Raw genomic sequence first — 26,190 nt, forward strand, 5'->3', positions numbered from 1 at the left:
ACCCGCTTATGCTGAATTATATCCTGCGCAAGCTTGCGCTGATCGTGCCGACACTGATCGGCATCTCCATCTGCGCCTTTGCTTTTGTGCGCGTCCTCCCAGGCGATCCCATTCTGGCCATGGCTGGCCAGCACGGCGTGACGCCGGAACGCTACGAAATCCTCAAGGAGCAGTTTGGCTACAACCTGCCGATCTGGCAGCAATATTTCAATTATGTCGGCAATCTGCTGCAAGGCAATTTCGGCATCTCGCTGGCCACCAAGCGCCCGGTGCTCAACGAATTCATGACTCTGTTCCCGGCCACGGTGGAACTGGCCCTGGTGGCGATGATGTTCGCCATTGGCGTCGGCGTGCCCGCTGGCGTGCTGGCGGCGGTCAGGCGCGGCTCCTGGATCGACCAGCTCGCCATGAGCGTGGCGCTGACGGGTTATTCCATGCCCATCTTCTGGTGGGGCCTGCTGCTGATGATGTTCTTCTCGGCCTATCTGGGCTGGACCCCGGTTTCCGGCCGCATCGCGCTGAGCTTCTTCCTCAAGCCGATTACCGGCTTCATGCTGATCGACACCCTGCTGCATGGCAACTGGCCCGCCTTCGTCTCGGCGCTGCGCCATCTGATCCTGCCGGCCATCGTGCTCGGCACCATTCCGCTGGCGGTGATCGCGCGGCAGACCCGTTCGGCCATGCTCGAAGTGCTGGGTGAGGATTATGTCCGCACCGCCAAGGCCAAGGGCCTGTCGAACCGGCGCGTGGTCAATGTGCATGCGCTGCGCAACGCCTTGATCCCGGTGGTCACCACCATCGGGCTGCAGGTGGGGCTGCTGCTGGGCGGCGCCATCCTCACCGAAACCATTTTTTCCTGGCCCGGCATCGGCAAATGGATGATCGATTCCATTTTCAAGCGCGACTATGTCGCCGTGCAGTCCGGCCTCTTCCTGATTGCGTGCATCGTGATGGCGGTCAATCTGATCGTGGACGTGCTCTACGCTGTCATCAACCCGCGTATCAGGGTGCAGTAATATGACCGAAGCTCTTCCGACGCCGGCCGAGATCCCGGCGCAAAAGACCAATAGCCTCGCCGAATTCTGGTATTATTTCTCCGTCAATCGTGGCGCCGTTGTCGGCCTCGCGGTGATCCTGGTGCTGGTGCTGGTGGCGCTGTTCGCCCCCTGGATCGCGCCCTATTCGGCCGAGCAGCAATTCCGTGCGGCCTTCAAGACGCCGCCCTTCTGGGGCGAGGGTGGCTCGATGGCCTTCCCGCTCGGCACCGATGAAGTGGGGCGCGATATGCTGTCCCGCCTGATCCATGGCTCGCGCTATTCGCTGTCGATCGGCGCCGTCGTGGTGACCATTGCCGCCAGCGTCGGCATCGTGCTCGGCCTGTTGGCCGGTTATTTCGGTGGCTGGATCGATACCGTGATCATGCGCGTCATGGACGTGATCTTGGCCTTCCCCTCGCTGCTGCTGGCGCTGGTGCTGGTGGCCATTCTGGGGCCGGGTCTGGTCAATGCCATGCTGGCGATTTCGCTGGTGCTGCAGCCGCATTTTGCCCGCCTGGTGCGTGCCGCCGTGATGGCGGAAAAGAACCGCGAATATGTCACCTCGGCCAAGATGGCCGGCGCCGGCCATATGCGGCTGATGCTCAAGACCATCCTGCCCAACTGCCTGGGCCCGCTGATCGTGCAAGCGACGCTGTCCTTCTCCAACGCCATTCTCGACGCGGCGGCGCTCGGCTTTCTCGGCATGGGCGCGCAGGCGCCGACGCCGGAATGGGGCACCATGCTGGCCAAGGCCCGCGAATTCATCAGCAGCGATCCGTGGATTGTCACCTTTCCGGGGCTGGCCATTCTCATCACTGTGCTGGCGATCAACCTGGTCGGCGACGGCCTGCGCGACGCCCTCGATCCCAAGCTGAAGAGGAGCTGACGCCATGGCTCTGCTGGATATTCGCAACCTTACCGTATCGTTCGATACCTCGGTCGGCCTGTTCAAGGCCGTCGACGGCATTGATGTCTCCGTCGATGGCCGCGAAGTGCTGGCCATTGTCGGGGAAAGCGGCTCGGGCAAATCCGTGGCCATGCTGGCGGTGATGGGGCTGCTGCCCGCCACCGCCACGGTTACCGCCGACAAGATGGAATTCGAAGGCCGCGACCTGCTGTCGATGAGCCCCGCCGACAAGCGTCGCATCATCGGCAAAGACATCTCGATGATCTTTCAGGAGCCGGTGGCGAGCCTTAATCCGTGCTTCACCGTCGGGTTCCAGATCGAGGAAGTGCTCAGCCGCCATATGGGGCTACGCGGCCGGCCGGCGCGCGACCGGGCGATTGAACTGTTGCGGCATGTCGGCATCAAGGATGGCGCCGAGCGCCTCGGCGCTTTCCCGCACCAGATGAGTGGCGGCCAGTGCCAGCGCGTGATGATCGCCATGGCCATTGCCTGCAATCCCAAGCTGCTGATCGCCGACGAACCGACCACGGCGCTCGACGTGACCATCCAGAAGCAGATTCTCGATCTGCTGGTACAGCTGCAGGCCGATACCGGCATGGCGCTGATCATGATCACCCATGACATGGGCGTGGTCGCCGAAACCGCTGATCGGGTCATTGTGCAATATAAGGGCCACAAGATGGAGGAGGCCGACGTGCTGACTCTGTTCGAAAACCCCAGCTCCAACTACACGCGGGCGCTGCTTTCGGCGCTGCCGGAAAACGCGGTGGGTGATCGCCTGTCGACGGTGGCCGACTATAATTTTGCCCATGATCTGGAGGCCGGCCAATGAGCACCCCCGTCCTCGAAGTGCGCCACCTGCAACGCGATTACGTAGCCTCGGGCGGGCTGTTCCGCCCGGCCAAGGTGGTGCAGGCGGTCAAGAACGTCAATTTCCGGCTCGACAAGGGCAAGACCCTGGCCGTGGTTGGCGAAAGCGGCTGCGGCAAGTCCACTCTGGCCCGCATGATCACGCTGATCGACCAGCCGACCGCCGGCGAGATCCTGATCGATGGCCTGCCGGTTGACGCCAAGCACGTGACCAAGGCGATGCGCCAGAAGGTGCAGATCATCTTCCAGAACCCCTATGGCTCGCTCAATCCGCGCCAGAAGATCGGTGAAGTGCTGTCCGAGCCGCTGCTGCTCAACACCACGATGAGCGCCGCCGAGCGCCGCGACAAGTCAATGCAGATGCTGCTCAAGGTCGGCCTCGGCCCCGAGCACTTCAACCGCTACCCGCATATGTTCTCAGGCGGCCAGCGCCAGCGCATCGCCATCGCCCGCGCCCTGATGCTCAATCCGAGCTTCCTGGTGCTGGACGAGCCGGTGTCGGCGCTCGATCTGTCGGTACAGGCGCAGATTCTCAATCTGCTCAAGGATCTGCAGGACGAGTTCGGCCTGACCTATGTGTTCATCAGCCACGATCTGAGCGTGGTGCGTTACATCGCCGACGAGGTGATGGTGATGTATTTCGGCGATGTGGTCGAGCACGGCAGCCGCGACGAAGTGTTCGGCAACCCCCAGCACGACTACACCCGCACCCTGTTCGCCGCGACGCCCAAATCCAGCGTCGACAGCATCAAGGCACGACTGGCCAAGAAAGCTGCGCTGGCCGGATAAGACACCGGCCTGCGTGTCTTGCTCCACCCCCTCCTAGCCTCCCCCATCAAGGGGGAGGTACAGCGCAGTGGTTGTGACCGGATCTCGCCCACGAGTGGAGAGACGCCTCCCCCTTGATGGGGGAGGTTGGGAGGGGGTGGGGCCCCAATCCCAATTTACCCGACAACTACCCGCATCCCCGCCGCCGACGACGCGATCATCGCATCAATCAGCCGGTGCACGCGCAAGGCCGAATGCCCGGTGCTCAGCGGCTGCCGACCATGCCGGACCGCATCGGCAAAATCGGCGATCTGCGCCGCATGCCAATCAAACGGAAACGCCATCGGATCGGCGCCGCCGCCGCCGCCCACACTGGCTTCGCCCTCGGTGATGATCTCGCCGGCCATGGTGTGAATGGTGAGATTGCCCGCCGTCAGCGTCGCCGTGGCATGCTCGAAATTCAGCGTCAGGCTTTCCGGGCCGCCGGGGAAACTGGCGGTGGTGGCCATCACCGCGCCGACCGCGCCATTGGCAAATTCCAGCCCCGCCGAGACGAAATCCTCGGTTTCCATTCGGTGCAGCCGTGTGGTCCGGGCCATGGCGGTGACGGCGCTGACCTCACCGCAGAGGCTCAGCATCAGATCGAGCGAATGGATCGCCTGGGTGATCAGCACCCCGCCGCCGTCCTGGGCCAGCGTGCCGCGACCAGGCTGGTCGTAATAGCCCGCCTGCGGCCGCCACCACGGCACCACCAGATGCGCCGCTTCGAGCCGGCCATAGCGGTTCTCGGCCACCGCCTCGGCCAGATAGCGCGAGGCGCGGCGAAAGCGATGCTGGAACACCACGCCCAGCGTGATGCCGGCATCGTCGGCCAGTCTGACAATGCGTTCGGCCGCCGCCAGCGTCCGCTCCACCGGCTTTTCCAGCAGCACATGCTTGCCCGCCTTGGCCGCCGCCGCGACGATGGCCTCGCGGGCATTCGGCGGCGTCACCACCAGCACGGCATCGAGCTGCGGATCGGCGAGCAGCGCCTCGTAGCTTGTCGCCTCAGGGAAACCATAGGTCCGGCAGAATTCGGCGCGTTGTACTGGATCGCGGCGATAGACCCCGCGCACGGCAATGTCCGCGCTGAGCGATTGCAGCGCCAGCGCATGCGGCTTGGCGCCCATGCCGGCCCCGATCACGCCAAAAATGAACCGTCCCTGTTCGTCGCCCATCGCCGCATTCCTCCTGCACACTATGCAGCGATCAATGCCTGATGGGGGCGAGTTTGAGAAGGGCGGGTAGCCGCAATCTGGCCGCTCTAGGAGGCGCGCCGCCACGCTTTGGTGGTGAGGAAGGTTTCGAGATCGGCCGGGCTGAGCGGGCGGGAGAAGGCAAAGCCCTGCAGAATATCGCAGCCCAGATCGCGCAGGATGGCGGCATGCTCCATGGTCTCGACGCCCTCGGCCACCACCTCGATGCCCATCGATTTGCCGATATCGACAATGGACGCCAGCAACTGGCGCTGCCCCGGATCGACGAGGATCGGATTGACCAATTGCCGGTCGATCTTGAGGCGCTTGGGCCGCAGCTTCTGCAGCGAGACGATGGAGGCGTAGCCGGTGCCGAAATCGTCGATTTCGACATCGATGCCCAAATCCTTGATCTGGTCGATGTTCCAGCCGACCACGGCGTCGCCTTCATCGAGATAGATCGATTCCACCAGCTCGAAGCTCAGCCGTCCCGGCGCGATATCGAGCTGACGCAACCCGGCGATCAGGTCCTCGTCGTCGAGCCGGCGTAGCGACACATTGACCGAGGCGCGCGGCACCCCCAATCCCAAACCGTCCCAACGTTTCAGCGCGGCCAGCGTCTGCTCAAGGATCAGCCGGTCGAGCGTGGCGACGACATTGAGCTCTTCGGCAATGCGCATGAAGGCGTCGGGCGCCTTGATGCCCTCGCTGGGATGCTGCCAGCGCGCCAGCGCCTCCACCCCGACCACTTCGAGCGTGTGGGCATCGAACTGCGGCTGGAACCAGGCGACGAATTCATGGCGCTCCAGCCCGCTGAGAATTTCGTCGGCGATCCGCTTGGTGCTGACCACTTCGGCCTGCAGCGTCTCGGAGAAAAACTCGTAGCGGTTGCGGCCGCGCGCCTTGGCCCGATACAGCGCGATATCGGCATTGATCAGCAGCCGTTTGGCGTCGATTTGCGGGCCACGATCGGCGGCGATGCCGATACTGACGCCGAAGCGGCACTGATGGCCCTCATAGGTGGCCGGCTGGCGCATCTGTCGGACGATGCGCTCGGCCAGCGTGCCCAGTTGGATATCGCCATCGCTGGCGGTGGTGAGCACCACGAATTCATCGCCGCCGATGCGGGCCACGAAGTCGGCAGCACTGCAATTATGGCGCAACACCGCGCTGGCATGGATCAGCATGGCGTCGCCGGCGGCGTGGCCCAGCGTGTCGTTGATCTGCTTGAAGCGGTCGAGATCGATATGCAGCAGCGCCATGGTGCCACTGCCCTGGCAGCCCTCGGCCGCCAGCCGCTTCAGCATCTCGTCGAGATAGCGCCGGTTGGGCAGGCCGGTCAGGCTGTCATGCAGGGCATTGTGCTCGATGCGGACGCGGGCGAGTTCCAGCTCGCGATTGCGCGCCTCGGTGAGCTGGGTGGCGCGGCGCAGATCCTCGTTGAGGACCACGTCCTCGGTGATGTCCCAATTGACGCCGACCAGCTTTTCCGTCGCGCCGGGCTCGTGGAACAGCGCCCCGACCGAGCGGATATGGCGGACCTGGCCATCGGGCAGCAGCACCCGGTAATCGGATTCATAGCGCCCGGTGGCGGCGATCATGCGTTTGAATTCGGCGTCGGCGCGCTCCCGGTCATCGGGGTGCAGGGCCTGGTGCCAATGGCTGAGATTGCGCGCCCCGTCATCGGTGGGCAGGCCAAACAACTCGCTGGTGCGTTGGTCCCAGTTTTCCGTGCCGTTGACCATGTCCAGTTCCCAGACGCCGACCTTGGACACGCCCAGTGCCAGCCCCAGCCGGCGTGACAGGCGCGCCAGTTCGGCCTCGCGGATCTTGAGTTCGCGGAAATGCTGTTGCCGTTCACCCACCAGCCGCCCGGTAATGACGATGGGCAGCAGGATCAGCGCGCTGGCGGCCATCATCGCCACGCGCAACAGCCAGCTGCCGTCCTGGGCCATCCAGCCGTCCTTGGGCACGGCAGCGATTTCCCACGAGCCAAACGGCAACGCCACCTCGGCGGTCACCGGGTTGGCGGCGTCGAGGTTGCGGCCGAAAAAGCGCGAGCCGCTGCCACCGGTGGCGTCCCTGCCGGTGATCGAGATGTCGATATCCTGGTCTGCGGTCAGCAGCCCGCTATCGCGATACAGCCGTTCGACATCGACCACCGCCGAAACCACGCCCCAGAACCGGGGTCCGTCAGGCCCGTCAAGATAGACCGGAAAGCGCCCGACAAAGCCGCGCCCGCCCTGCACCAGATCGACCGGACCGGCCAGCAGCAGCTTGCCGGTATCGCGGGCCCGCAGCACGCCCTCGCGCTGGGCATCGTTTTTCAGATAATCCAGCCCGATGGCCCGCTCATTGCCTTCCAGCGGATAGGTCATAGAGACCACGAGGTCGGGCGCCCCCGCCACGGAATGCAGCTGGCTCTGTTCCTCGAACAGGTTCGACACCAGGGCGGCGAAGCGCTCCTGCTGCATCTCCGGTTCGGTGGCAATGGTGGCGACCAGCCCCCGGATCAATTGGATATTGCTGTTGATATTGCCTTCCAGCTTGGCACGGATCAGCGATACCTGCGCCAACACCCCGGCGCGCATCCGCTCTTCATGCAGAACGCTGCTCTGCCGGTCGAGGATCACCCCGCCGACCACCAGCACGGCCAGCGCCACCAGCGTCGGCAGGACGATGGGCCGTAGCCAGGCCAGGCGATGCTCGTGCAGAGGGGACTCGTTCAAAGCCAAGGGGAACCGCCAATCGTCACGGCCCTTCTGGCCCGCCTGCGCCATGATGTGCCGCGACGGTTTAACTTTCGCTTATTTTGCCGGCGAACTGGCCCGGTGGTTAGCGCTGACCTAACACGGCAAGCTCATTGCGCTTCAATCAGCGCCACCCCGGCCGCCGCACATTGCGCCCGAAACCGTTCCGAGGGGCAGCGGTCGGTGACGAAGGTGCCGATCTGGTCGATCCGGGCGATGCGCACCGGCGCCGAGCGGGCGAACTTGCCCTGGTCGGCTACCAGAATGACATGGCGCGCATTGGCGATGATGGCTTGCGCCACCTTGACCTCGCGATAGTCATAATCGAGCAGCGCGCCTTCCTCATCGAGCGCCGAGGCGCCGATAATGGCGTAGTCGACCTTGAACTGGGAAAAGAACCCCGCCGCCGCCTCGCCGACAATGCCGCCATCTGAGGGGCGCACAATGCCGCCGGCGATGACCACTTCGAAGCGCGGATAGACCCGCAGCCGATTGGCGACATTGATATTGTTGGTAACCACCAAGAGCCCTGAATGCTCGATCAGCGCCTGGCCGACCGCCTCGGTGGTGGTGCCGATATTGATGAACAGCGATGCATCATTAGGGATCAGCGCCGCCGCGGCCCGGCCAATGGCGCTCTTGGCCTCGGCGGCAATGCGCCGGCGCGCCTCATATTCGAGGTTTTCCACCCCCGAGGGCAGCACCGCCCCGCCATGCACCCGGCTGAGCAGCCGCTGCCCGCACAACGTGTTGAGATCCTTGCGGATGGTTTGCACCGAAACCGCAAAGTGACCCGCCAGCTGATCGACCATGACCCGCCCCTGGCTGCGGGCCAGCTCAAGAATAGCCAGATGCCGTTCGGAGGTTTCGTTCATCGCTGAGCTTTCGTTTTGCGGTAAGTTTATCGCCAAACGAAAGCGGGGGGAAGCAGGTCTATCCCACTATGCCGGCTCAAAATCCCCCGGCCGGGCCGTCACATCGACCATTCCGGTGGCAAAGCGCTTGGCATTGCGGACATAGCGGTCGGCCGACGCCGTCAGCGCCTTTTCGCCCTCGGCGTCGATCTCGCGCACCACTTTGCCGGGGGCGCCGACCACCATGGAATTGTCCGGGATCACCTTGTTTTCGGTGATCAGCGCATTGGCGCCGATCAGGCAGTTCTTGCCGATTTTGGCGCCGTTGAGCACCGTCGCGCCCATGCCGATCAGCGTATTGTCGCCAATAGAACAGCCATGGATGATGGCGGAATGGCCGATGGTGCAGTTTTCGCCGATACTCAGCGGATAGCCGGTGTCGGTATGCAGCACGCAGTTTTCCTGCACATTGCTGCGCGCGCCAATGGTGATGGTCTCGATATCGCCGCGCGCCACCACGCCGAACCAGATGCCCACTTCAGACCCGACCACGACATCGCCGATCAGCACGGCGGTCGGCGCGATCCAGCCCAGATCGGGGGCGAGTTGCGGGGCAATGCCATCAAGGGCAAAAATCGGCATTTGGGTCTCCTCAGGGCTTGATGGAATAGGCATCGCGCATCTCGGCGATTTCCGAAAGCGTGTTTTCAAACAAGGTCCAGTCGTCGCGCTCGGCGATCGGCGCCCAGATCGCCTCCACCTCGTCGATCAACATGCTGCGCGGCGTGCGGCGGGCGAAATAGGCATGCCCGAGATTGAGGTCGTCGGCGACTTCGTAATTTTCGAGGCCATTGGCGATGGGGCGGAACGCCTCGCTGGCATAAAACTCTGCCGATGGACTGGCCGCCGCGCGTTCGGCGCTGAGCCCGCCGCCGCGCCAGTCGAAGAAAAACTGCTCATAAGGCGCCTTGCTGGCGCCAAGGAAGCCGAACAGCTCGGTGACGAACGCACTATCGGCCTCGGTGTCGCGCGGCTTGAGGCCGAGCCGGCGCAGCAATTGCCGGGGCAGCTCGGCGCGGAAGATCGGCCACACCGTGTTGAGCGCCGGCTCCAGCCGTTCGATGCTGGCGAGCGGCAGCAGGCATTCGGCCAGCCGCGTCAAATTCCACGCCAAGGTGTCGGGTTGCCGGCCGAAACTATAGAGCCCCGTTTCATCGAAATAGGCGGCGGTGAAGTCCGGGTCGTAGGCCGGTAAAAAGCGCCAGGGGCCATAATCGAAACTCTCGCCAGTGATGTTGATATTATCCGTGTTCAGCACCCCGTGGATAAATCCGGCAGCAATCCATTGCGCGCCGAGCATTGCTACCTTGGCCACAACCGCCTCGAGGAAGGCGGCGGGCTTGTCAGCCGCGCTGGCCAGTTCGGGATAATAATTGGCGATGCAATAGTCGAGCAGCTGGCTGAGCCCAGCCTGATCCTCGAGATAGGCCAGCCGCTGGAAACTGCCGATACGGATATGGCTGTGGCTGAGCCGCACCAGCACGGCCGAGCGCGTCGGCGACGGCTCGTCGCCGCGATAGAGGGATTCCCCGGTCTCGATCAGCGAAAAGCTCTTGGAGCTATAGACCCCGAGCGCTTCGAGCATTTCGGTGGCCAGCACTTCGCGCACCCCGCCCTTGAGGGTCAGCTTGCCGTCGCCGCCGCGCGACCATGGCGTCTTGCCGCTGCCCTTGGTGCCAAAGTCGAGCAGTCGCCCGTCTGCAAGGTCATAGCCCTGCGCAAACAGGAAACCGCGCCCGTCGCCGAGGTCGGCATTGTAGCTGCGGAACTGGTGGCCGTGATAGCGCAGCGCCAGCGGCTGCGGCAGCGAGCCGGGCAGGGGCTCGAAGCGGCCAAAATGGGCAAGCCATTGGTCGTCGCTGAGATCGGCCAGCCCCATGCGCCTGGCCCAGCGCTGGTCGCGGTGGCGCAAAATGGTCTGGGGGAAGTCGGCGGGCGTGACGCGATCAAAGAAGGCATCGCCGAGCGACAGGTGATTTTGAGCGGGCTGAAAGTCGGACATGGGGCGCAACGCTAGCATAGTGCCAGAAAACTGGCAGCATGCTTGCAACCCTGCCTTTCGCCCAGCCGACTGGCGCAAACCGACAAATCGCCCTATATCGACACTAATGAACGCCCATTCTGATCTCCTGCGCCTTGCGCCCTTTCAGGCCGTCATTTTCGATATGGACGGCACCATTCTCGACACCGAAAGCGTGTTCCGCACCATCGTCTTCGAGGTCTGCACCGACCTTGGCTTCGAGATGACCGATGATGTGCATCGGTCCATGGTCGGCGGCAGCCACGAGCGCACCAATCAATTGCTGCTCGAAGCCTATGGTGTCAGCTTCCCCTATTCCCTGTTCGACGAGCGCTGCCGGGTCATCATGACCGAGCGCACCGAGGGCGGCGTGCCGGTCAAGCCCGGCGCCCGTGAATTCATCGGCGAATTGCATGCCCGCGGCATTCCCACCGCCGTCGCCACCTCGTCGCGCCAGCCCCACGCGCTGCATCATCTGGGGGCCGCCGGCCTGCTGGAGATGTTCCAGACCATAGTCACCCGCGACGACGTCATCCATCCCAAGCCGCATCCCGAGCCCTATCTGATCGCGGCCCAGCGCCTCGGCATCGATCCGCTGCAGTGCCTCGCGCTCGAAGACAGCAATGCCGGCGTCCATGCCGCTCATGCCGCCGGCATGCAGACCATCATGGTGCCCGATCTGGTGCATCCCAATGCGGCGACCCAGGCCCTCGGCATCGCCGTGGTGGAGAGTCTCAATCAGGTTCATCTGGCCGCTTTCGGCCGTTCCTGAACCCGCGCCGGGGCCGGGACTCGTTCCCGGCCGGCAACACTCCACAGCGATGTTCGGGGTGTTTGTTTAACCTTTAAAACTTTATCCAATGCGGCAAGCTCCTCTTCACCACGGGGCAAGTCCTTCTATTTCTTGGGTTTTCATCCGACCCCGGGTGGATTAACCCTACTTTAAGAAGCTAACCGGCATGGTTAAGCAGCCGTAAATTTCGACTTCCATCCCTTTGCATCCTTGGTTAGGGTGCCGGCCGGGAAGTGAGCTGGGACCGTAACGACGGGACCGGCCAAAGAAGGCCCGCCGGATATGGCCGGACGGGCTCACGAGTAAGGACGGGGCATTGGGGCAGACTTGGCGAGATATTGCGGTGCGTGCGGTTTCGCATGTGCTTGCCCTGAGTGCGCTGGCGCTCGTGCTCTTCGTTACGCTTGTCCCTGTTCATGCCCAGACCATCCGTGTCGCCGATGTAACCCCGCTGCCGGTGCCCGCCGATCTGGTGTCCCTGCGCGATCGCCCGGCGCTTGGCCCCACTGCGGTGCCGCTGGCCCCCGGCCAGCAACCCCTGACCGCCGCATTGCTCACCAACTATGTCGAGCGCCAGCAGGCGCTGCGCGCTGTTGACGTGCAGGCCGGCCTGCCGGAAGGCGAACTCACCACCGACGTGCTGATGGGCTACATCGCGCGCGGCTCGCTGGGCGGCAACAGCGCTGTCTCGGCCATTGCCAGCTTCACCAATCCGGCCGCTGCCCGGCCCGAACCGGCGCTGAACGCCTCGGCGCTCGCTGCCTATATCGAGAGCGGCTATCAGCCGCTGGCGCAGCGCCTCGACCATGCCAATGCCGAACGCGATTGCCTGGCGCAGGCGATCTATCACGAAGCGCGCGGCGAGAGCGAAACCGGCCAGCTGGCGGTGGCCAATGTCATCGTCAACCGCGCCCGCTCCGGCAAGTTCCCCTCGACGCTGTGCGGCGTGATCTACCAGAACGCCGATAAGGGCCGCTATCGCTGCCAGTTCACCTTTGCCTGCGACGGCCGCACCGATGTCGCCGGCGAACGCCGCGCCTGGGACCGTTCCGCGCAGATGGCGGAAGCCGTCTATACCGAATTCGCGCTGGGTGAAAAGGTCGGCGCCGTGCCGGGCTCGGCCCTTTACTACCACACCACCAATGTCCGCCCGTCCTGGGCCGATACCTATAGCGCCGTCGCCCAGATCGGCTCGCATATCTTCTACTCCCCCAACTGAGTTTCCCAGTCGTTCAGCCATGCTGAAGCGCCGCGCCGGCCTGATGCCGCGCGGTGCGTTTTGACGAGCGGAGCCCCGAGGCGACTGCGCCTCTGGAATTGAATAATAAATGAGACGAAACCGCCTCGGGGCGTCGGGTTTTTCTCGGAAGGCAGACCGCAAGCCCCAGCATGAAACCGTAGCCCCATGCCCGAATGCCCCATCCGCACAGCCCAGGGCGGAGCGCGACCTCCACCCTCCCGACCGTCTTGCCGGACACCGGTCGCTGCAGCGCCGCTCGTATCCCGGAAGATGAGGGGAGTATGCGGGAGGATTTGGGGGCGGGGATAAGATGGATAAGTTTGTTCGCTCCTGGCGCCCCACAAACCCGATGTCATCCCGGCCTTGAGCCGGGACCCATCCTGAGGTGCCGGAGAAACCACCTTGCGGCTGGGATGACATCTCGAGATGGGCCCCGGCTCAAGGCCGGGGTGACACGGTGGGTGGGGCGGCTGTGGGGCGCCATAAGTTGTTCACGGCCCCGCAGCCTAGTGCGTGGGGAGTTCGGAGTACCGGCCTCCACCCAACAAAAAAGGGCGCCCATGCGGGCGCCCTGAGTGATCTCGGGAGGAGATAGCTGTTATTCGGCGGCCTGGGCCAGATGCGGGCCGGGGGCGGCGTTGGCGGCGTCGCCGAATTTCTCGAAATTGGCGCGGAACAGCCCGGCCAGATGCAGGGCCTGCCGGTCATAGGCCTCGGCATCGCTCCAGGTGAGGCGCGGCGTCAGCAGGCGGGTTTCGACGCCGGGCACCAGCAATGGCACCTCAAAGCCGAACAACTCGTCCTGGCGCATCGCTACGTCGTCCAGCGCGCCATCAAGCGCGGCGGTCAGCAGCCGGCGGGTGGAAGCGATGTCGATGCGCTTGCCCACGCCATAGCCGCCACCGGTCCAGCCGGTATTGATCAGCCAGGCGCTGGCGCCGCTCTCGCGCAGCTTGTCGGCCAGCATGTCGCCATAGACCGTGGGGTGCAGCGGCATGAAGGGGGCGCCGAAGCAGGCCGAGAAAGTGGCCTGCGGCTCGGTGATGCCGCGTTCGGTGCCGGCCACCTTGGCGGTGTAGCCGGAGAGGAAGTGATAGACGGCCTGTTCAGGCGTCAGCCGTGCGATCGGCGGCAACACGCCAAAGGCGTCGGCGGTGAGGAACACCACGGTTTTGGGCGTGCCGCCGACGCTGCCCTTGGCGATGGCCGGCAGTACATGGATCGGATAGGCGGCGCGGGTGTTTTCGGTCAGCGACACGTCATCGAAATCGGGGGTGTGGCTGTCGTCGAGGATGACGTTCTCCAGCACCGTGCCGAAGCGCTTGGTGGCGGCGAAGATTTCGGGCTCGGCCTCGGGGCTGAGCTTGATGGTCTTGGCGTAGCAACCGCCTTCGAGGTTGAACACGCCGTCTTCGCTCCAGCCATGCTCATCGTCGCCGATCAGCGGGCGGGCCGGATCATTGCTGAGCGTGGTCTTGCCGGTGCCCGACAGGCCGAAGAACAGAGCGGCTTCGCCATCCTTGCCCAGATTGGCCGAGCAGTGCATCGGCAGCACGCCCTGGCGCGGGGCATGGAAGTTGAACAGCGAAAACACCGATTTCTTGATTTCGCCGGCATAGAGCGTGCCGGCAATGATCACGATATTGCGGCTCATATCGAGCGCGATCACCGTATCGGTGCGGCTGCCATGACGGGCCGGGTCGGCCTTGAAATGCGGCGCATGGACGATGGTGACGGCAGTTGGGTTGCTACCGGTCTCGACCATTTCGCCGGGACGGATCAGCAGATTGCGAATGAACAGGGCATGCCAGGCGCTCGGGGTCAGCACGGTAACGCCATATTGGTGGCGTGGATCGGCCCCGGCCAGCAGGTCCTGGCGGAACATGGCGTGGCCGCCCATGGCGTCCACGGCGTCGGCGAGCAGCACTTCGAACTGGGCCGGGCTCATGGCGCCCGAATTATCCCACCACACGCTGTTCTCGGTCAGCCCGTCGCGGACGATGAACTTGTCCTTGGGCGAGCGGCCGGTGAAGGCCCCGGTGCGCACCGAGACGGCGCCGTCGGCCGTCAGCGCGCATTCATCGCCCTGAACGGACCGTGCAACCAAGGCGGGGGCAATGTCGTTCACCGACACCGAACCGGCCCGGGCGGCGATCTGACTCCTGAGGGCTTCGTGGTCGAACAACACGCTCATAAGAAAACTCCAATGGTGGCGGCAACCCGATGATGCCGCCCACAATGGTGCTGAAATTACCGGAGCGAGGGGGCCTCCAGCCATCCCGAAATCGGTCGTAAGACTGAAGTTGCATCGCCTTCGGGGCGCAGGTTTGCCAGGGGCAGCGCATTGTACTGCCCTTGGCCGCGCCTTATTTAACGCGTAATTGTCGCCTGCAAGCATGCGGAACAGCCTATGATGCCGCATGCCGGCAGAGCGTCCGAACCAGAAAGGCAGAATATGCCAAAAATCGCCCTCGTCGATGACGATCGCAATATCCTGACTTCCGTGTCGCTGACTCTGGAGGCCGAGGGTTACCAGGTCGCCACCTATACCGATGGCGCGTCGGGACTCGAAGGCCTGACCACCGACAAGCCGGATCTGGCGATTCTCGATATCAAGATGCCCCGCATGGACGGCATGGAATTGCTGCGCCGCCTGCGGCAGAAATCCGACGTGCCGGTGATTTTCCTCACCAGTAAGGACGAGGAAATCGACGAGCTGTTCGGCCTCAAGATGGGCGCCGATGATTTCATCACCAAGCCGTTCAGCCAGCGTCTGCTGGTCGAGCGGGTCAAGGCCATCCTGCGCCGCTCGGCGCCGCGCGATCCCTCGACACCGCCGGGCACCCAGGAAGTGGGCGGCAAGGCGCTGATCGAGCGCGGCTCGCTGGTGATGGACGAAGAGCGCCACACCTGCACCTGGAAGGGCCAGCGCGTGACGCTGACCGTGACCGAATTCCTCATCCTGCAGGCGCTGGCGCTACGCCCTGGCGTGGTCAAGTCGCGCAATGCGCTGATGGATGCGGCCTATGACGATCAGGTCTATGTCGATGATCGCACCATCGACAGCCACATCAAGCGGCTGCGCAAGAAGTTCAAGGCAACCGACGATGATTTCGAGATGATCGAGACGCTGTATGGCGTCGGCTATCGCTTCAAGGAGCAGTAGGCACCGCAGTGGCCATTCTCGACCCCGAGCTGGAGCATAAATCCGAGTCGGCGCCTGACTGGCGCGGCTCGGAGCGCGAAGCCGTGGCCGAGCCCAAGCCCAGGCCGGAACGCCAGCGGCGCGGCTGGAATCTGGTGCTGACCCCGTTCCGCAAGCTGGTCAACGCCGTTGGCCGCTTTCTCAATTTCACCATTTTCTCCAGCCTGACCCAGCGCATCATCGTGCTCAATATGGCGGGGCTGCTGGTGCTGGTGGTGGGCATCCTCTACCTCAACCAGTGGCGCGCCGGGCTGATCGATGCGCGGGTGCAATCGCTGCGCGTGCAGGGCGAAATCATCGCCGCGGCGGTGGCGGCCTCGGCAACGGTCGATAGCGACGTTATCTCGATCAACCCCGATCGCCTGCTGCAATTGCAGGGCGATGGCACGGTGTCCTCGCTGTCCTATTTCGACCCTATGCTGGAATTTCCGATCAATCCCGAGCGGGTGGCGCCGCTGCTGCGCAATCTGATCACCCCGACCAAGACCCGCGCCCGCATCTACGATCAGGGCGGGCTGATGATCTTGGACAGCGACAATATCTATGCGCGTGGCGAGGTGATGCGGCAGCTCACGGAGCCCCCGCCCGGCGGCAATTTCTTCCTGTGGGACTGGTGGAACGGCGTGCTGAGCTGGGTGCCGGGCGATAACTATCCCGTGTATCAGGAGTATGGCGTCGACGAAGGCAGCCGCTATCCCGAGGTGGCCTCGGCCTTGCAGGGCGCGGCGGCCGATTTCGTGCGGGTGGACGGGCAGAACCAACTGATCGTCTCGGTGGCGGTGCCGGTGCAGCGGCTGCGGGCCGTGGTCGGGGCCATTCTGTTGTCGACCGCGCCGGGCGATATCGATTCCATCGTGGCGCAGGAGCGCTGGGGCATTTTGCGCATCGCCCTGATTGCCGCCGCCGTGCAGGTCGCGCTGTCGCTGCTGCTGGCCGGCACCATCGCCGGGCCGATGCGGCGGCTGGCGGCGGCGGCCGAGCGGGTGCAGACCGCCGGCAATGCCCGCGCCGAAATTCCCGATTTCACTGACCGCCCCGACGAAATCGGCCATCTCAGCGGCGCGTTCCGCCGCATGACCGACGGGCTCTATAATCGCATCGAAGCCATTGAGCGCTTTGCCGCCGACGTGGCGCATGAGCTGAAAAACCCGCTGACCTCGCTGCGCAGCGCGGTGGAAACCCTGCCGCTGGCCAAACGCCCGGAAGACCGCGAGCGGCTCAATGCCATCATCCAGCATGACGTCAAACGGCTCGACCGGCTGATCACCGATATTTCCAGCGCCAGCCGGCTCGACGCCGAACTGGCCCGCGACAGTTCGGAGCGGGTCGATGTGGAAAAACTGGCCGAAGCCATGGTCTCGATCCAGAAGGACATGGCGCTGGGACGCGGCGTCACCGTGGAACTGGTCAAGCGCAGCGGCAAGGGGCCGGCGGTGCTCAATGGCCATGAAAGCCGGCTGGCGCAGGTGCTGGCCAATCTGATCGACAATGCCGTGTCGTTCTCGCCCGAGGGCGGGGTGGTGCGCGTGGCGCTGGCCACCGATGCCGACGAGATCACCGTCACCATTACCGATGAAGGCCCCGGCATCACCGGCGATTCCACCAAGATCTTCCAGCGCTTCTATACCGACCGCCCCGATGCCGAGAGCTTCGGCGACCATTCCGGGCTCGGCCTGTCGATCTCCAAGCAGATTGTCGATGCGCATAAGGGCACCATAAGGGCGCATAATCGGACCGATCGCTCCGGCGCCGTGTTTACAATTGTGTTGCCGCGCGCCCGCAAATAGATTGGCCGGATGAGTAAACCGAAAAACGTGCACGGCACTGGATTGTTATTGGGCTCGACCGGGGTGCTACTGCGCGGCCCGTCGGGCGCCGGCAAGTCCGTGCTGGCGCTGTCGCTGCTTGATCGCTGGGAAGGGCGGGGCCTGCCGGCCTTTCTCGTCGCCGATGATCGGGTCGATCTGGTGCAGACCGGGCGTGACCTGAGCATGCGCGCGCCCGAAACCCTGGCCGGGCTGATCGAATTGCGCGGGCGCGGCATCGTCAAGCGGCCGCATCGCACGCTGGTCACGCTCAATCTGGTCATCGATCTGGTGCCCGAGTTGGTGCGCATGCTGGAGGAAGACGCCATGATCACCGAGGTCGCCGGCACCCAGTTGCCGCGCGCGCCGGTGCCCGCCGCCGGCATTGTCAGCGTCGGCCATCAGGTGCTGCTGGTGATCGAGGCAATTGCCGCACTGAACGAGGCAGACCCCGCGCCGTGACAAAAAACCACTTGAATCAATGGGCAACCGAGCCGAGACTGGCATCGGTTCAGGCCCATGGGCTATATTTGCGCCGGCAGCATGTTGCTGGTGACGAACAGAAATTACTGCAATGCCGTGGGCGCTGCGTCGCCGTCGCGGTACGGCAGGCTGGGGAATGTGCATGATTGGTCTGGTTCTGGTGACGCACGGCGCGCTTGCCAATGAATTCAAGTCGGCCTTTGAGCATGTCGTCGGCCCGCAGGAGTTCTGCGAAACGATCGCCATCGGCCCCGATGACAATATGGAAGAGCGGCGCAACGATATTCTGGCGGCGGTCGACCGCGCCGATGACGGCGCCGGCGTGATCATCCTCACCGACATGTTCGGCGGCACGCCCTCCAATCTGGCCATTTCGGTGATGCAAAATCGCGACGTCGAAGTCATTGCCGGGCTGAACCTGCCCATGTTGGTCAAGCTTGGCCGGGTGCGCAGCGATGTCGGTATCAAGGATGCGGTGAATCTGGCCCAGGAAGCGGGCCGCAAATATATCACCGTCGCCAATTCCATTCTTGGGGCCGGCTAGTGGACGGCGCGCCGGCAGGCGACCGCGCGGTCGCCCAGCAGCTCACCATCGTCAACCGCAAGGGCCTGCATGCCCGCGCCTCGGCCCGCTTCGTGCGCACCGCTGAGTGTTTTGACGCCAGTATCCAGGTGATCAAGGACGGCACCTCGGTGGGCGGCGATTCCATCATGGGGCTGATGATGCTGGGCGCCGGCCCGGGCAGCACGATCCTGGTGCAGGCCAGCGGCAAGCAGGCGCGCGAAGCGCTGGAAGCCATTGTCGAGCTGGTCAATAACGGCTTTGACGAGGATAGCGACGGGGCGGTGGAGTAGGGGCTTTGGCGGGCAGCAGGCCCTCCCAGAACACGATGTCATCCCGGCCCTGCGCCGGGATCCATCCTGAGATGCACCAACAAACCTGATCTCAATTGCGGCTTTCGCTCAAGTAGGGGCATCTCTGCGCGAACACCGTGCCCGCGGCACCCCCACCCTTGATCCCTCCCCACAAGGGGAGGGAGACGATGAACACAGCCATCGTAACCTGCGCCTCCCTCCCCTTGATGGGGAGGGATTGAGGGTGGGGTGGGGCCAAGCACGCCGATGCAGCCGTCCAACTTGAACAACCCGCGCCGTGGGGGCCGGCAATCTCCTGAACTCACCCCACCCCCGATCTCGCCGTCACATCCATCTCAGGATGGATCCCGGCTCAAGGCCGGGATGACACCGCGTTTTTGGATGCTGGCGTGAACCAACCCATCAAGGGGAATGAGGTTCGGTGCGCTTGGCCATATCGCGGCCAGGTCCCAGCGCCCGCCCACCACCCCGCCACCGACCATCTGCCCCATCTTGCAAATGTACGAACTAGTTCGTACGCTGCGACCAAATGGGGAGGATGGCTGTGCAGACCTCGATTGCGACCGTGTCGATCAGTGGCGATTTGCGGGAAAAGCTGGAGGCCATTGCGGCGGCCGGCTTTGATGGCGTCGAGATTTTCGAGAACGACTTCCTCGCCTATGACCGCTCGCCGCGCGAGGTCGCAGCCATGGTCGCCGATCTCGGGCTGACCATCACCCTGTTCCAGCCGTTCCGCGATTTCGAGGGCCTGCCCGAGCCGCAGCGGCGGCAGGCATTTGAGCGGGCGGAGCGCAAATTCGACCTGATGGGCGAGCTGGGCACCGAGCTGATGCTGATCTGTTCCAGCGTGTCGCCGCTGGCGCTGGGCGGCATTGACCGGGCCGCCGAGGATCTGCGCCAGCTCGGCGAAATTGCCGCGCGGCGCAATTTGCGCGTCGGCTATGAGGCGCTGGCCTGGGGCCGCCATGTCAATGATCACCGCGATGCCTGGGAAATCGTCCGCCGCGCCGACCACGCCAATATCGGCATCATTCTCGACAGTTTTCACACGCTGTCGCGTGGCATCGACCCCAATTCCATCCGCGCCATTCCCGGCGACAAAATTTTCATTGTGCAGCTGGCCGATGCGCCGCTGCTCGATATGGACCTGCTCTATTGGAGCCGACATTTCCGCAATATGCCCGGCGAGGGCGATCTGCCGGTGACCGATTTTATGCGCGCGGTGGCCGCCACTGGTTACAACGGACCGATTTCGCTGGAAATCTTCAACGATCAGTTCCGCTCCGGCTCGCCCCGCACCATCGCGGCGGATGGGCATCGCTCGCTGGTCTATCTGATGGATCAGGTGCGGCTGGCCGAGCCCGATATCGCCATCAAGGTGCCGGCGTTGCCGCCGCGGGTGGCGGTGCATGGCGTGGCCTTTGTCGAATTCGCCGCTGACGAGGCCGAGGCACAGGCCATGGCCAAGATCCTGCGCCAGCTCGGCTTTCGCCTGACCGGGCGGCACCGCAGCAAGGCAGTGGAGCGCTTCACCCAGGGCGAGATCAATATCGTCATCAATACCGAGCGCGAGGGGCTGGCCCATTCGGCCTATCTCACCCATGGCACCTCGGCTTATGCGCTGGGGCTGCAGGTGGACGACGCGGCGGCCACCGTCGAGCGGGCGCAGGCGCTGGGCGCGCAATTGTTCAGCCAGCGCGTCGGGCCTGACCAGCTGGCGATTCCGGCCATTCGCGGCATTGGTGGCGGGGTGATTTATTTCCTCGACGGCAAGAGTGAACTCGACCGGGTCTGGGATATCGAATTCGCCGCGGTGGACGATCCGACGCCATCGCTGGATGCGGGGCTGAGGCGGGTCGATCACGTCGCCCAGACCATGAATTACGAAGAAATGCTGACCTGGATTCTGTTTTATCGGTCGATCTTCATCGCGGAGAAAAGCCCGATGGTCGATGTGGTCGATCCCTCGGGGCTGGTACGCAGTCAGGTGATCGAAAATGCCGAAGGCACGCTACGGCTGACGCTCAACGGTGCTGAAAGTCACCGCACCCTGGCCGGGCGCTTCATCGCTGAAACCTTTGGCTCCAGCATCCAGCATCTGGCCTTTGCCAGCGACGATATTTTCGCCACGGCGGCTGCCTTGCGGCAAAACGGCCTGACGACGCTGGAGATTTCGCCGAATTATTATGACGATCTGCAGGCGCGGCTCGGCCTCGATACGGCCCTGCTGGAACAGCTGCGCGCCGCCAACATCCTTTATGATCGGGATGCCGACGGCGGGTTTTTCCAGCTCTATTCCGCCAATGTCGGCGAAGGCTTCTTCTTCGAGATCGTGCAGCGCGACGCCTATCGCGGCTATGGCGCGGTCAACGCCCCGTTCCGCATCGCGGCGCAGAAGCGCAGCCTCGCCCCGGCCAGCATGCCAATGCGCTAGATCGGGTAGTGGATCGGGCCATCCTGCACGGTGATCCAGCGCAGATCGGTGAATTCGGCAATGCCGGCGCGGCCGCCAAAGCGGCCATAGCCGGAGGCTTTGACGCCACCAAACGGCATTTGCGCCTCGTCATGCACGGTGGGGCCATTGATGTGGCAAATGCCCGATTCAATGCGGTTGGCCACCGCCATGGCGCGATTGACGTCGCGGCCGAACACCGCGGCCGACAGGCCATATTCGGTGTCATTGGCGACCCGCACGGCTTCGTCGACGCTGCCAACGCGGATGACCGCCACCAGCGGGCCGAAGGATTCGTCGCGATAGAGCTTCATGCCGGGGGTGACGCCATCGATGACGGTGGCCTGCATGATGGTGCCATCAATGCCGCCGCCGGCGACGATGCGCGCGCCTTTGGCCACGGCGTCCTTGATCAGTGCGTCGATGCGCTGGGCGGCGCCGAGATCGACCAGGCACCCGAGCGGTGTATTGCCGGCGCGCGGGTCGCCGGCCTTGAGCGAGGTGGCCTTGGCGGCGAGGGCGTCGACAAATGCATCGGCGATTTTGTCATCGATGACGATGCGCTCGGTCGACATGCAGATCTGGCCCTGGTTCATGAAGGCGCCAAACGCCGCCGCCGCAACGGCCTGCTCCAGATCGGCATCGTCCAGCACCACCAGCGGGGCCTTGCCGCCGAGTTCCAGCAAAGCCGGCTTGAGGTTGCGGGCAGCGAGTTCGGCGATGTGACGGCCGACGCGGGTCGAACCGGTGAAATTGACCCGGCGCACCGCCTTATGGGCGATCAGCGCCTCGACCAGTTCGGGCGCGTCTTCGGGGGCATTGGACACCACATTGAGCACGCCGGGCGGCAGGCCTGCATCCAGCAGCACATCGGCGATCAGGCGATGGGTGCGCGGGCAGATTTCGCTGGATTTGAACACCACGGTGTTGCCGCAGGCGAGCGGAGTCGCCAGCGAGCGGACGCCCAGGATCACCGGGGCATTCCACGGCGCGATCGAAAGCACGACGCCGGCAGCCTGCCGCACGCCATAGGCGGTGGAGCCGGGGCGGTTGGCGGGGATGATTTCGCCGGTGATCTGGGTGGTCAGCGAGGCCGCTTCGCGCAGCATTTCGGCAGCCAGCATGACGTTGAAACCGGCCCAGCCGGCAGTGGCGCCGGTTTCGGCGCCCATGGCGGCGATGAAATCATCGGTGCGGGCCTGTAGCCGGTCAGCGGCGGCCAGCAGGATTTTGCGGCGGGCCGCCGGGGCGGTGGCCGACCAGCCCGGAAAGGCGGTGGCGGCGGCGTCGGCAGCGCGCAGCGCGTCGTCCACCGTGGCGGCAGCGGCGCGGGTGGCGAGTTCGCCGGTGACGGGATTGTTGCGCTCGAAGGTGCCGCCGCCGCTGGCTTCGGATTCCTGGTTGTTGATGAGCAGGCCGAGATCGGTCATGCGGAAACTCCTGTTGAAACTGTGTGGTTGGGGCGCTGCATCACGCGGCCGCTCCCAGAAATGCCTGCTGCACGGCTGGGTCGCTGCGCAGGGCGTCGGCGGTGCCGGAGCCGGTGATGCGGCCGGCTTCCATGAGATAGCCGCGCTGCGCGATGCCCAGGCTCGCCTTGACGTTTTGTTCTACCACCAGCAGGGCGATGCCGGTCTGCTGAATGCGGGCGAGGGCGGCGAAGAGTTCAGTGGTGACGATGGGCGCGAGGCCGAGACTCGGCTCGTCCAGCATCAGCAGGCGCGGGCAGCTCATCAGCGCGCGGCCGATGGCCAGCATCTGCTGTTCGCCGCCCGACATGGTGCGGGCGATTTGCTGCTGGCGTTCGCCGAGGCGCGGAAACAGCTCCAGCACCAGCGCGCGTTGCCGGACCTCATGCGGGCGGGCGTGGCGCGTATAGGCGCCCAGCTCGAGATTTTCTGCCACGGTCAAATCGCCAAAGATGCCACGGCCTTCGGGGACTAGGGCGATGCCCTGCTCAAGAAAAGCATGCGCCGGGCGACCGAGCAGATTTTTGCCCTCCAGCGCGATAGTGGCGCCGGGGGCAGGGCGGACCAGTCCGGCAATAGCTTTGAGCAGGCTGGATTTGCCGGCGCCATTGGCGCCCAGCACGACGACGGTTTCGCCATTGGCCACGCTGAGCGAGACGCCGTTCAGCGCCAGATGCTTGCCGTAATGTAGCGAGAGGGGACCAACTTCAAGCATGCTCGTCCCCCAGATAGGCGCGGATCACTTCGGCGTGGGAGAGCACGTCGGCGGTCGGGCCATCGGCGATTTTTGTGCCGGTATTCATGACGATGCAGCGGCTGCACAGCGCTCGGACGGCGTCCATGACGTGCTCCACCAGCAGGATGGTGATGCCGCGCTGGCGCAGCGACGTGATCAGGTCGATGCCGGCGCGCAATTCGGTGGGGTTGAGCCCGGCCAGCCATTCATCGAGCAGCAGCAATTGCGGATCGCTGGCCAGCGCCCGGGCCAGCTCCATGCGCTTGAGGTCGATATAGGTCAGGCTATCGGCGGGCTGGGCGGCGCGACCGGCCAGACCCACTTCGGCCAGCAGAGCCTCAATTTGTGGCTCGGCCTCCTTGCCCCAGAGCGGGGCCTTGCGGAAGGCCAGCGCCGCCAGCACGTTTTCGCCGACCGTCAGCGAGGGCAAAGCGCGCACCAGCTGAAACGTGCGGGCGACGCCGCGATGGGCGATGCGCTCGGGGCCGAGTGTGCTGATGCTGTGGCCGGCGAGCGCGATGCTGCCTTCGCTCAGGGGCAAGTAACCCGAGATCATGTTGAGCGCCGTGGTCTTGCCTGAGCCATTGGGGCCGAGCAGGCCGACGGTTTCGCCCGCTGCGAGGTCGAAGGACAGGCCGTTGACGGCGGTGAGGCCACCGAAGCGCTTGGTGACGGCGTTGAGGCTGAGCAGGCTCATGCGCTGGCCTCCTTGCCGGAGAACCGGGAGCGCAGACTATCAAACGCCGCCAGCACGCCATTGGGCAGTACGAAGACGATGGCGATGAACAGCAGGCCCAGAATGATGGAATAGTGGTTGGGGAAATTGGCTGAGAGCCATTCAAACAGCAGGAACAGCGGGATCGCCCCCAGCAGCGGCCCGAACAGGCGATTGGGTCCGCCAAGCAGCGCCATGATGACGACGAGGAAAGAGGTGGTCGGATTGAACACGATGGACGGCTCGATATAGGTCCAGCGGGGCGCTTGAATGGCGCCGGCCAGGGTCATCAGCACGGCGCTGATGGAAAATAGCGTTAGCTTGGCGCTGGTGATGCGGATGCCGAGATGGCTGGCCACCACCGGATCGTCGCCGATGACGCGCAGCGCCAGGCCGATCTTGGATTGGCGCACCCACCAGGCGATGGCGAGGGTAAGGGCGAGCAGCGCCAGCAGCTGCCAGTAGATGTGTTCGGGCCCGAAGGGCAGGAAGACGTAGCGGCCCAAAGTGCGGGTGACGTTGACCTCGTAATAGGTCACCAACTGGCGCACCAGCTCGGTCAGCCCGAAGGTGAAAATGACGAAATAGATGCCGGCCAGGCGCAGAGTGGCGAGGCCCACCAGCAGCGCTACGATGAGGCCGATCCCAGCAGCGACCAGCAGCACCAAAGGGTAGGGCAGCGTTTCGCTGAGCACCGCGACGGTGTAGGCGCCGAGGCCGAAAAAGGCGACGGTGGCCAGAGAGATATAGCGGGTGGGCCCGGAGAACAGCGCCCAAGCGGTGGCCAGAATGCCATAGCCCAGAATGCCGATCATCAACCCAAGCGGGTAGGGGCCGACCAAAGCCGGGACGAAAGCCAGCGCCGCCAGGGCGATAAGGGCGAGGAGGAACTTCATGACGTGGCCTTGCCGAACAGGCCCTGCGGCCTGACCACCAGCACGGCAAGAAAAATCAGATAGGTCGCGGCCAGCGTCAGCCCCGGATCGATGAAGCTGGAGACCAGCGTTTCGACGAGGCCGAGGATCAGCCCGGCCACCAGCGCGCCCAGCAGATTGCCGACGCCGCCCATGATCACCACGATCAGCGCCTTCATGGTGAAGACCACGCCCATGGTGGCCGAGAAGGTCAGATACATCGACACCACGACCCCGCCGGCCGCGGCCAGCGCGCCGCCCATGGCGAAGGCAAAGCGGGCGACGCTATCGACATTGATGCCGACCAGCGGCGCCGACGCCGGATTGGCGGCGACGGCGCGAATGACGGTGCCGAAGCGGGTGCGGGTCAGCAGCAGGAACAGCCCGAGGCCGAAGACGATGGCCAGCACCAGCGCCAGTAGCCGATTGGCGGCGACGGTGGTGCCCAGGATATTCACCGGAATGGCAAGGAAACTATAGCTCTGGAAGCCGGAGCCGAAGATGACCAGCGCCACGCCCTGAATGACAAAAAGCAGGCCAAAGGTGGCGAGGATCGAGTCGCCTTCCAGCCGCCCCCGGTCGCGCGAACGGCGGGCCAGCGGTTGCAGCATCACGGCATAGATCAGCCAGTTCAGCGCAAAGCCGAGCGGGATGATCAGCAGCATGCCGATGAGCGGATTGATGCCCAGCGCGCTGAACAGCACGAAGGCGGCAAAGCTGGCGGCGATGATGATGTCGCCATAGGCCAGGTTCATGATGCGCGCGACGCCATATTGCAGCGTCAGGCCCATGGCGACGAGGGCATAGGTGCCCCCGAGGACGAGGCCGGTGAGAATGGCGCTGAGCAGCATGGGCGCTCCGATGGTGGATAAGCACAATATGGCTCCCTCTCCCTTTGGGGGAGAGGGCTGGGGTGAGGGGGCGGTTCCATCGGTCCCGCTGAGCGTGGGCTCCCTCTCCCCTGAGGGGAGAGGGTGGGGTGAGGGGTTCAGTGCCAGTGA

Annotated in this window: 23 protein-coding genes; 12 read left to right on the forward strand and 11 right to left on the reverse strand. The window is 64.4% G+C overall.

Features of this window, described 5'->3' with window-relative positions:
• Window positions 1–8: 8 nt before the first annotated feature.
• Genes ACX3OW_RS04305 through ACX3OW_RS04320 form a run of 4 tightly spaced genes read left to right on the forward strand, consistent with a single transcriptional unit; the run spans window position 9 to window position 3,603 of the window.
• Window positions 9–1,016 (forward strand): ABC transporter permease subunit, encoded by a 1,008-nt coding sequence (locus ACX3OW_RS04305; RefSeq protein ID WP_459094494.1) that lies wholly within the window; start codon window positions 9–11, stop codon window positions 1,014–1,016.
• 1 nt (window position 1,017) lies between these two features.
• Window positions 1,018–1,923 carry an ABC transporter permease subunit gene (locus tag ACX3OW_RS04310; protein WP_459094495.1) on the forward strand — a complete coding sequence of 302 codons (906 nt, stop codon included), beginning with the start codon at window positions 1,018–1,020 and terminating at the stop codon, window positions 1,921–1,923.
• A 4-nt stretch (window positions 1,924–1,927) separates the two neighbouring features.
• Complete coding sequence (locus ACX3OW_RS04315) at window positions 1,928–2,776, forward strand: ABC transporter ATP-binding protein (RefSeq protein WP_459094496.1); 849 nt, start codon at window positions 1,928–1,930, stop codon at window positions 2,774–2,776.
• The gene (locus ACX3OW_RS04320; RefSeq protein ID WP_459094497.1) at window positions 2,773–3,603 is read left to right on the forward strand and encodes an ABC transporter ATP-binding protein; all 831 of its coding nucleotides are present in this window, start codon (window positions 2,773–2,775) and stop codon (window positions 3,601–3,603) included. The genes ACX3OW_RS04315 and ACX3OW_RS04320 overlap by 4 nt, the downstream gene beginning before the upstream one ends.
• 155 nt (window positions 3,604–3,758) lie before the next feature.
• Here ACX3OW_RS04320 and ACX3OW_RS04325 read toward each other — a convergent pair whose 3' ends face one another.
• The 5 genes from ACX3OW_RS04325 to ACX3OW_RS04345 form a co-directional block, all read right to left on the reverse strand.
• Window positions 3,759–4,799 carry a Gfo/Idh/MocA family protein gene (locus ACX3OW_RS04325; protein ID WP_459094498.1) on the reverse strand — a complete coding sequence of 347 codons (1,041 nt, stop codon included), beginning with the start codon at window positions 4,797–4,799 and terminating at the stop codon, window positions 3,759–3,761.
• An 86-nt stretch (window positions 4,800–4,885) separates the two neighbouring features.
• Window positions 4,886–7,597 carry a bifunctional diguanylate cyclase/phosphodiesterase gene (locus tag ACX3OW_RS04330; protein ID WP_459094499.1) on the reverse strand — a complete coding sequence of 904 codons (2,712 nt, stop codon included), beginning with the start codon at window positions 7,595–7,597 and terminating at the stop codon, window positions 4,886–4,888.
• An 80-nt stretch (window positions 7,598–7,677) separates the two neighbouring features.
• The gene (locus ACX3OW_RS04335; RefSeq protein WP_459094500.1) at window positions 7,678–8,442 is read right to left on the reverse strand and encodes a DeoR/GlpR family DNA-binding transcription regulator; all 765 of its coding nucleotides are present in this window, start codon (window positions 8,440–8,442) and stop codon (window positions 7,678–7,680) included.
• 66 nt (window positions 8,443–8,508) lie between these two features.
• On the reverse strand, window positions 8,509–9,063 hold the full coding sequence (locus ACX3OW_RS04340; RefSeq protein ID WP_459094501.1) for a gamma carbonic anhydrase family protein: 555 nt from the start codon (window positions 9,061–9,063) through the stop codon (window positions 8,509–8,511).
• A gap of 10 nt (window positions 9,064–9,073) precedes the next feature.
• Window positions 9,074–10,483, reverse strand: a complete 1,410-nt coding sequence (locus tag ACX3OW_RS04345; protein ID WP_459094502.1) for a protein adenylyltransferase SelO — start codon at window positions 10,481–10,483, stop codon at window positions 9,074–9,076.
• Between the two features lie 106 nt (window positions 10,484–10,589).
• Between ACX3OW_RS04345 and ACX3OW_RS04350 the strand changes: the two genes are divergently transcribed.
• Window positions 10,590–11,273, forward strand: a complete 684-nt coding sequence (locus ACX3OW_RS04350; protein WP_459094503.1) for an HAD family hydrolase — start codon at window positions 10,590–10,592, stop codon at window positions 11,271–11,273.
• Between the two features lie 364 nt (window positions 11,274–11,637).
• Window positions 11,638–12,513 carry a cell wall hydrolase gene (locus ACX3OW_RS04355; protein ID WP_459094504.1) on the forward strand — a complete coding sequence of 292 codons (876 nt, stop codon included), beginning with the start codon at window positions 11,638–11,640 and terminating at the stop codon, window positions 12,511–12,513.
• Window positions 12,514–13,132: 619 nt separating this feature from the next.
• Here the strand turns inward: ACX3OW_RS04355 and pckA are convergent.
• Window positions 13,133–14,728: a phosphoenolpyruvate carboxykinase (ATP) gene (gene pckA / locus ACX3OW_RS04360; RefSeq protein WP_459094505.1), complete on the reverse strand. Its 1,596-nt coding sequence runs from the start codon at window positions 14,726–14,728 to the stop codon at window positions 13,133–13,135.
• A gap of 261 nt (window positions 14,729–14,989) precedes the next feature.
• Here pckA and ACX3OW_RS04365 point away from each other — a divergent pair, with 261 nt between their 5' ends.
• The 6 genes from ACX3OW_RS04365 (at window position 14,990) to ACX3OW_RS04390 (ending at window position 21,337) form a co-directional block, all read left to right on the forward strand.
• The gene (locus tag ACX3OW_RS04365; protein WP_316358099.1) at window positions 14,990–15,700 is read left to right on the forward strand and encodes a response regulator transcription factor; all 711 of its coding nucleotides are present in this window, start codon (window positions 14,990–14,992) and stop codon (window positions 15,698–15,700) included.
• A gap of 8 nt (window positions 15,701–15,708) precedes the next feature.
• On the forward strand, window positions 15,709–17,526 hold the full coding sequence (locus ACX3OW_RS04370; RefSeq protein WP_459094506.1) for a stimulus-sensing domain-containing protein: 1,818 nt from the start codon (window positions 15,709–15,711) through the stop codon (window positions 17,524–17,526).
• A gap of 9 nt (window positions 17,527–17,535) precedes the next feature.
• Entirely contained in the window at window positions 17,536–18,006 is a 471-nt protein-coding gene (locus ACX3OW_RS04375; protein ID WP_459094507.1) for an HPr kinase/phosphorylase, read from the forward strand.
• A 163-nt stretch (window positions 18,007–18,169) separates the two neighbouring features.
• Window positions 18,170–18,571 carry a PTS sugar transporter subunit IIA gene (locus ACX3OW_RS04380; protein WP_459094508.1) on the forward strand — a complete coding sequence of 134 codons (402 nt, stop codon included), beginning with the start codon at window positions 18,170–18,172 and terminating at the stop codon, window positions 18,569–18,571.
• Window positions 18,571–18,882 carry an HPr family phosphocarrier protein gene (locus tag ACX3OW_RS04385; protein WP_459094509.1) on the forward strand — a complete coding sequence of 104 codons (312 nt, stop codon included), beginning with the start codon at window positions 18,571–18,573 and terminating at the stop codon, window positions 18,880–18,882. The genes ACX3OW_RS04380 and ACX3OW_RS04385 overlap by 1 nt, the downstream gene beginning before the upstream one ends.
• A gap of 565 nt (window positions 18,883–19,447) precedes the next feature.
• On the forward strand, window positions 19,448–21,337 hold the full coding sequence (locus ACX3OW_RS04390) for a bifunctional sugar phosphate isomerase/epimerase/4-hydroxyphenylpyruvate dioxygenase family protein (protein ID WP_459094510.1): 1,890 nt from the start codon (window positions 19,448–19,450) through the stop codon (window positions 21,335–21,337).
• Here the strand turns inward: ACX3OW_RS04390 and ACX3OW_RS04395 are convergent.
• The 5 genes from ACX3OW_RS04395 to ACX3OW_RS04415 are packed head-to-tail and all read right to left on the reverse strand — an operon-like array spanning window position 21,334 to window position 26,040.
• Entirely contained in the window at window positions 21,334–22,785 is a 1,452-nt protein-coding gene (locus ACX3OW_RS04395) for an aldehyde dehydrogenase (RefSeq protein WP_459094511.1), read from the reverse strand. The genes ACX3OW_RS04390 and ACX3OW_RS04395 overlap by 4 nt on opposite strands.
• Window positions 22,786–22,825: 40 nt before the next feature.
• Window positions 22,826–23,539, reverse strand: a complete 714-nt coding sequence (locus tag ACX3OW_RS04400) for an ABC transporter ATP-binding protein (RefSeq protein WP_459094512.1) — start codon at window positions 23,537–23,539, stop codon at window positions 22,826–22,828.
• Entirely contained in the window at window positions 23,532–24,257 is a 726-nt protein-coding gene (locus ACX3OW_RS04405) for an ABC transporter ATP-binding protein (RefSeq protein WP_459094513.1), read from the reverse strand. The genes ACX3OW_RS04400 and ACX3OW_RS04405 overlap by 8 nt, the downstream gene beginning before the upstream one ends.
• Window positions 24,254–25,171: a branched-chain amino acid ABC transporter permease gene (locus ACX3OW_RS04410; RefSeq protein ID WP_459094514.1), complete on the reverse strand. Its 918-nt coding sequence runs from the start codon at window positions 25,169–25,171 to the stop codon at window positions 24,254–24,256. The genes ACX3OW_RS04405 and ACX3OW_RS04410 overlap by 4 nt, the downstream gene beginning before the upstream one ends.
• Entirely contained in the window at window positions 25,168–26,040 is an 873-nt protein-coding gene (locus ACX3OW_RS04415; protein ID WP_459094515.1) for a branched-chain amino acid ABC transporter permease, read from the reverse strand. Before ACX3OW_RS04415 ends, ACX3OW_RS04410 begins: the two co-directional genes overlap by 4 nt.
• Window positions 26,041–26,190: the final 150 nt, after the last annotated feature.

It is taken from the genome of Devosia sp. A449 (assembly GCF_054489375.1).

What these genes read in the sequence shown, in the direction of transcription:
- ACX3OW_RS04305 (WP_459094494.1), top strand. Translation starts at nt 9, where the DNA reads ATGCTGAATTATATCCTGCGCAAGCTTGCGCTGATCGTGCCGACACTG.
- ACX3OW_RS04310 (WP_459094495.1), top strand. Translation starts at nt 1,018, where the DNA reads ATGACCGAAGCTCTTCCGACGCCGGCCGAGATCCCGGCGCAAAAGACC.
- ACX3OW_RS04315 (WP_459094496.1), top strand. Translation starts at nt 1,928, where the DNA reads ATGGCTCTGCTGGATATTCGCAACCTTACCGTATCGTTCGATACCTCG.
- ACX3OW_RS04320 (WP_459094497.1), top strand. Translation starts at nt 2,773, where the DNA reads ATGAGCACCCCCGTCCTCGAAGTGCGCCACCTGCAACGCGATTACGTA.
- ACX3OW_RS04325 (WP_459094498.1), bottom strand. Translation starts at nt 4,799, where the DNA reads ATGGGCGACGAACAGGGACGGTTCATTTTTGGCGTGATCGGGGCCGGC.
- ACX3OW_RS04330 (WP_459094499.1), bottom strand. Translation starts at nt 7,597, where the DNA reads ATGGCGCAGGCGGGCCAGAAGGGCCGTGACGATTGGCGGTTCCCCTTG.
- ACX3OW_RS04335 (WP_459094500.1), bottom strand. Translation starts at nt 8,442, where the DNA reads ATGAACGAAACCTCCGAACGGCATCTGGCTATTCTTGAGCTGGCCCGC.
- ACX3OW_RS04340 (WP_459094501.1), bottom strand. Translation starts at nt 9,063, where the DNA reads ATGCCGATTTTTGCCCTTGATGGCATTGCCCCGCAACTCGCCCCCGAT.
- ACX3OW_RS04345 (WP_459094502.1), bottom strand. Translation starts at nt 10,483, where the DNA reads ATGTCCGACTTTCAGCCCGCTCAAAATCACCTGTCGCTCGGCGATGCC.
- ACX3OW_RS04350 (WP_459094503.1), top strand. Translation starts at nt 10,590, where the DNA reads ATGAACGCCCATTCTGATCTCCTGCGCCTTGCGCCCTTTCAGGCCGTC.
- pckA (WP_459094505.1), bottom strand. Translation starts at nt 14,728, where the DNA reads ATGAGCGTGTTGTTCGACCACGAAGCCCTCAGGAGTCAGATCGCCGCC.
- ACX3OW_RS04365 (WP_316358099.1), top strand. Translation starts at nt 14,990, where the DNA reads ATGCCAAAAATCGCCCTCGTCGATGACGATCGCAATATCCTGACTTCC.
- ACX3OW_RS04375 (WP_459094507.1), top strand. Translation starts at nt 17,536, where the DNA reads ATGAGTAAACCGAAAAACGTGCACGGCACTGGATTGTTATTGGGCTCG.
- ACX3OW_RS04380 (WP_459094508.1), top strand. Translation starts at nt 18,170, where the DNA reads ATGATTGGTCTGGTTCTGGTGACGCACGGCGCGCTTGCCAATGAATTC.
- ACX3OW_RS04395 (WP_459094511.1), bottom strand. Translation starts at nt 22,785, where the DNA reads ATGACCGATCTCGGCCTGCTCATCAACAACCAGGAATCCGAAGCCAGC.
- ACX3OW_RS04400 (WP_459094512.1), bottom strand. Translation starts at nt 23,539, where the DNA reads ATGCTTGAAGTTGGTCCCCTCTCGCTACATTACGGCAAGCATCTGGCG.
- ACX3OW_RS04405 (WP_459094513.1), bottom strand. Translation starts at nt 24,257, where the DNA reads ATGAGCCTGCTCAGCCTCAACGCCGTCACCAAGCGCTTCGGTGGCCTC.
- ACX3OW_RS04410 (WP_459094514.1), bottom strand. Translation starts at nt 25,171, where the DNA reads ATGAAGTTCCTCCTCGCCCTTATCGCCCTGGCGGCGCTGGCTTTCGTC.
- ACX3OW_RS04415 (WP_459094515.1), bottom strand. Translation starts at nt 26,040, where the DNA reads ATGCTGCTCAGCGCCATTCTCACCGGCCTCGTCCTCGGGGGCACCTAT.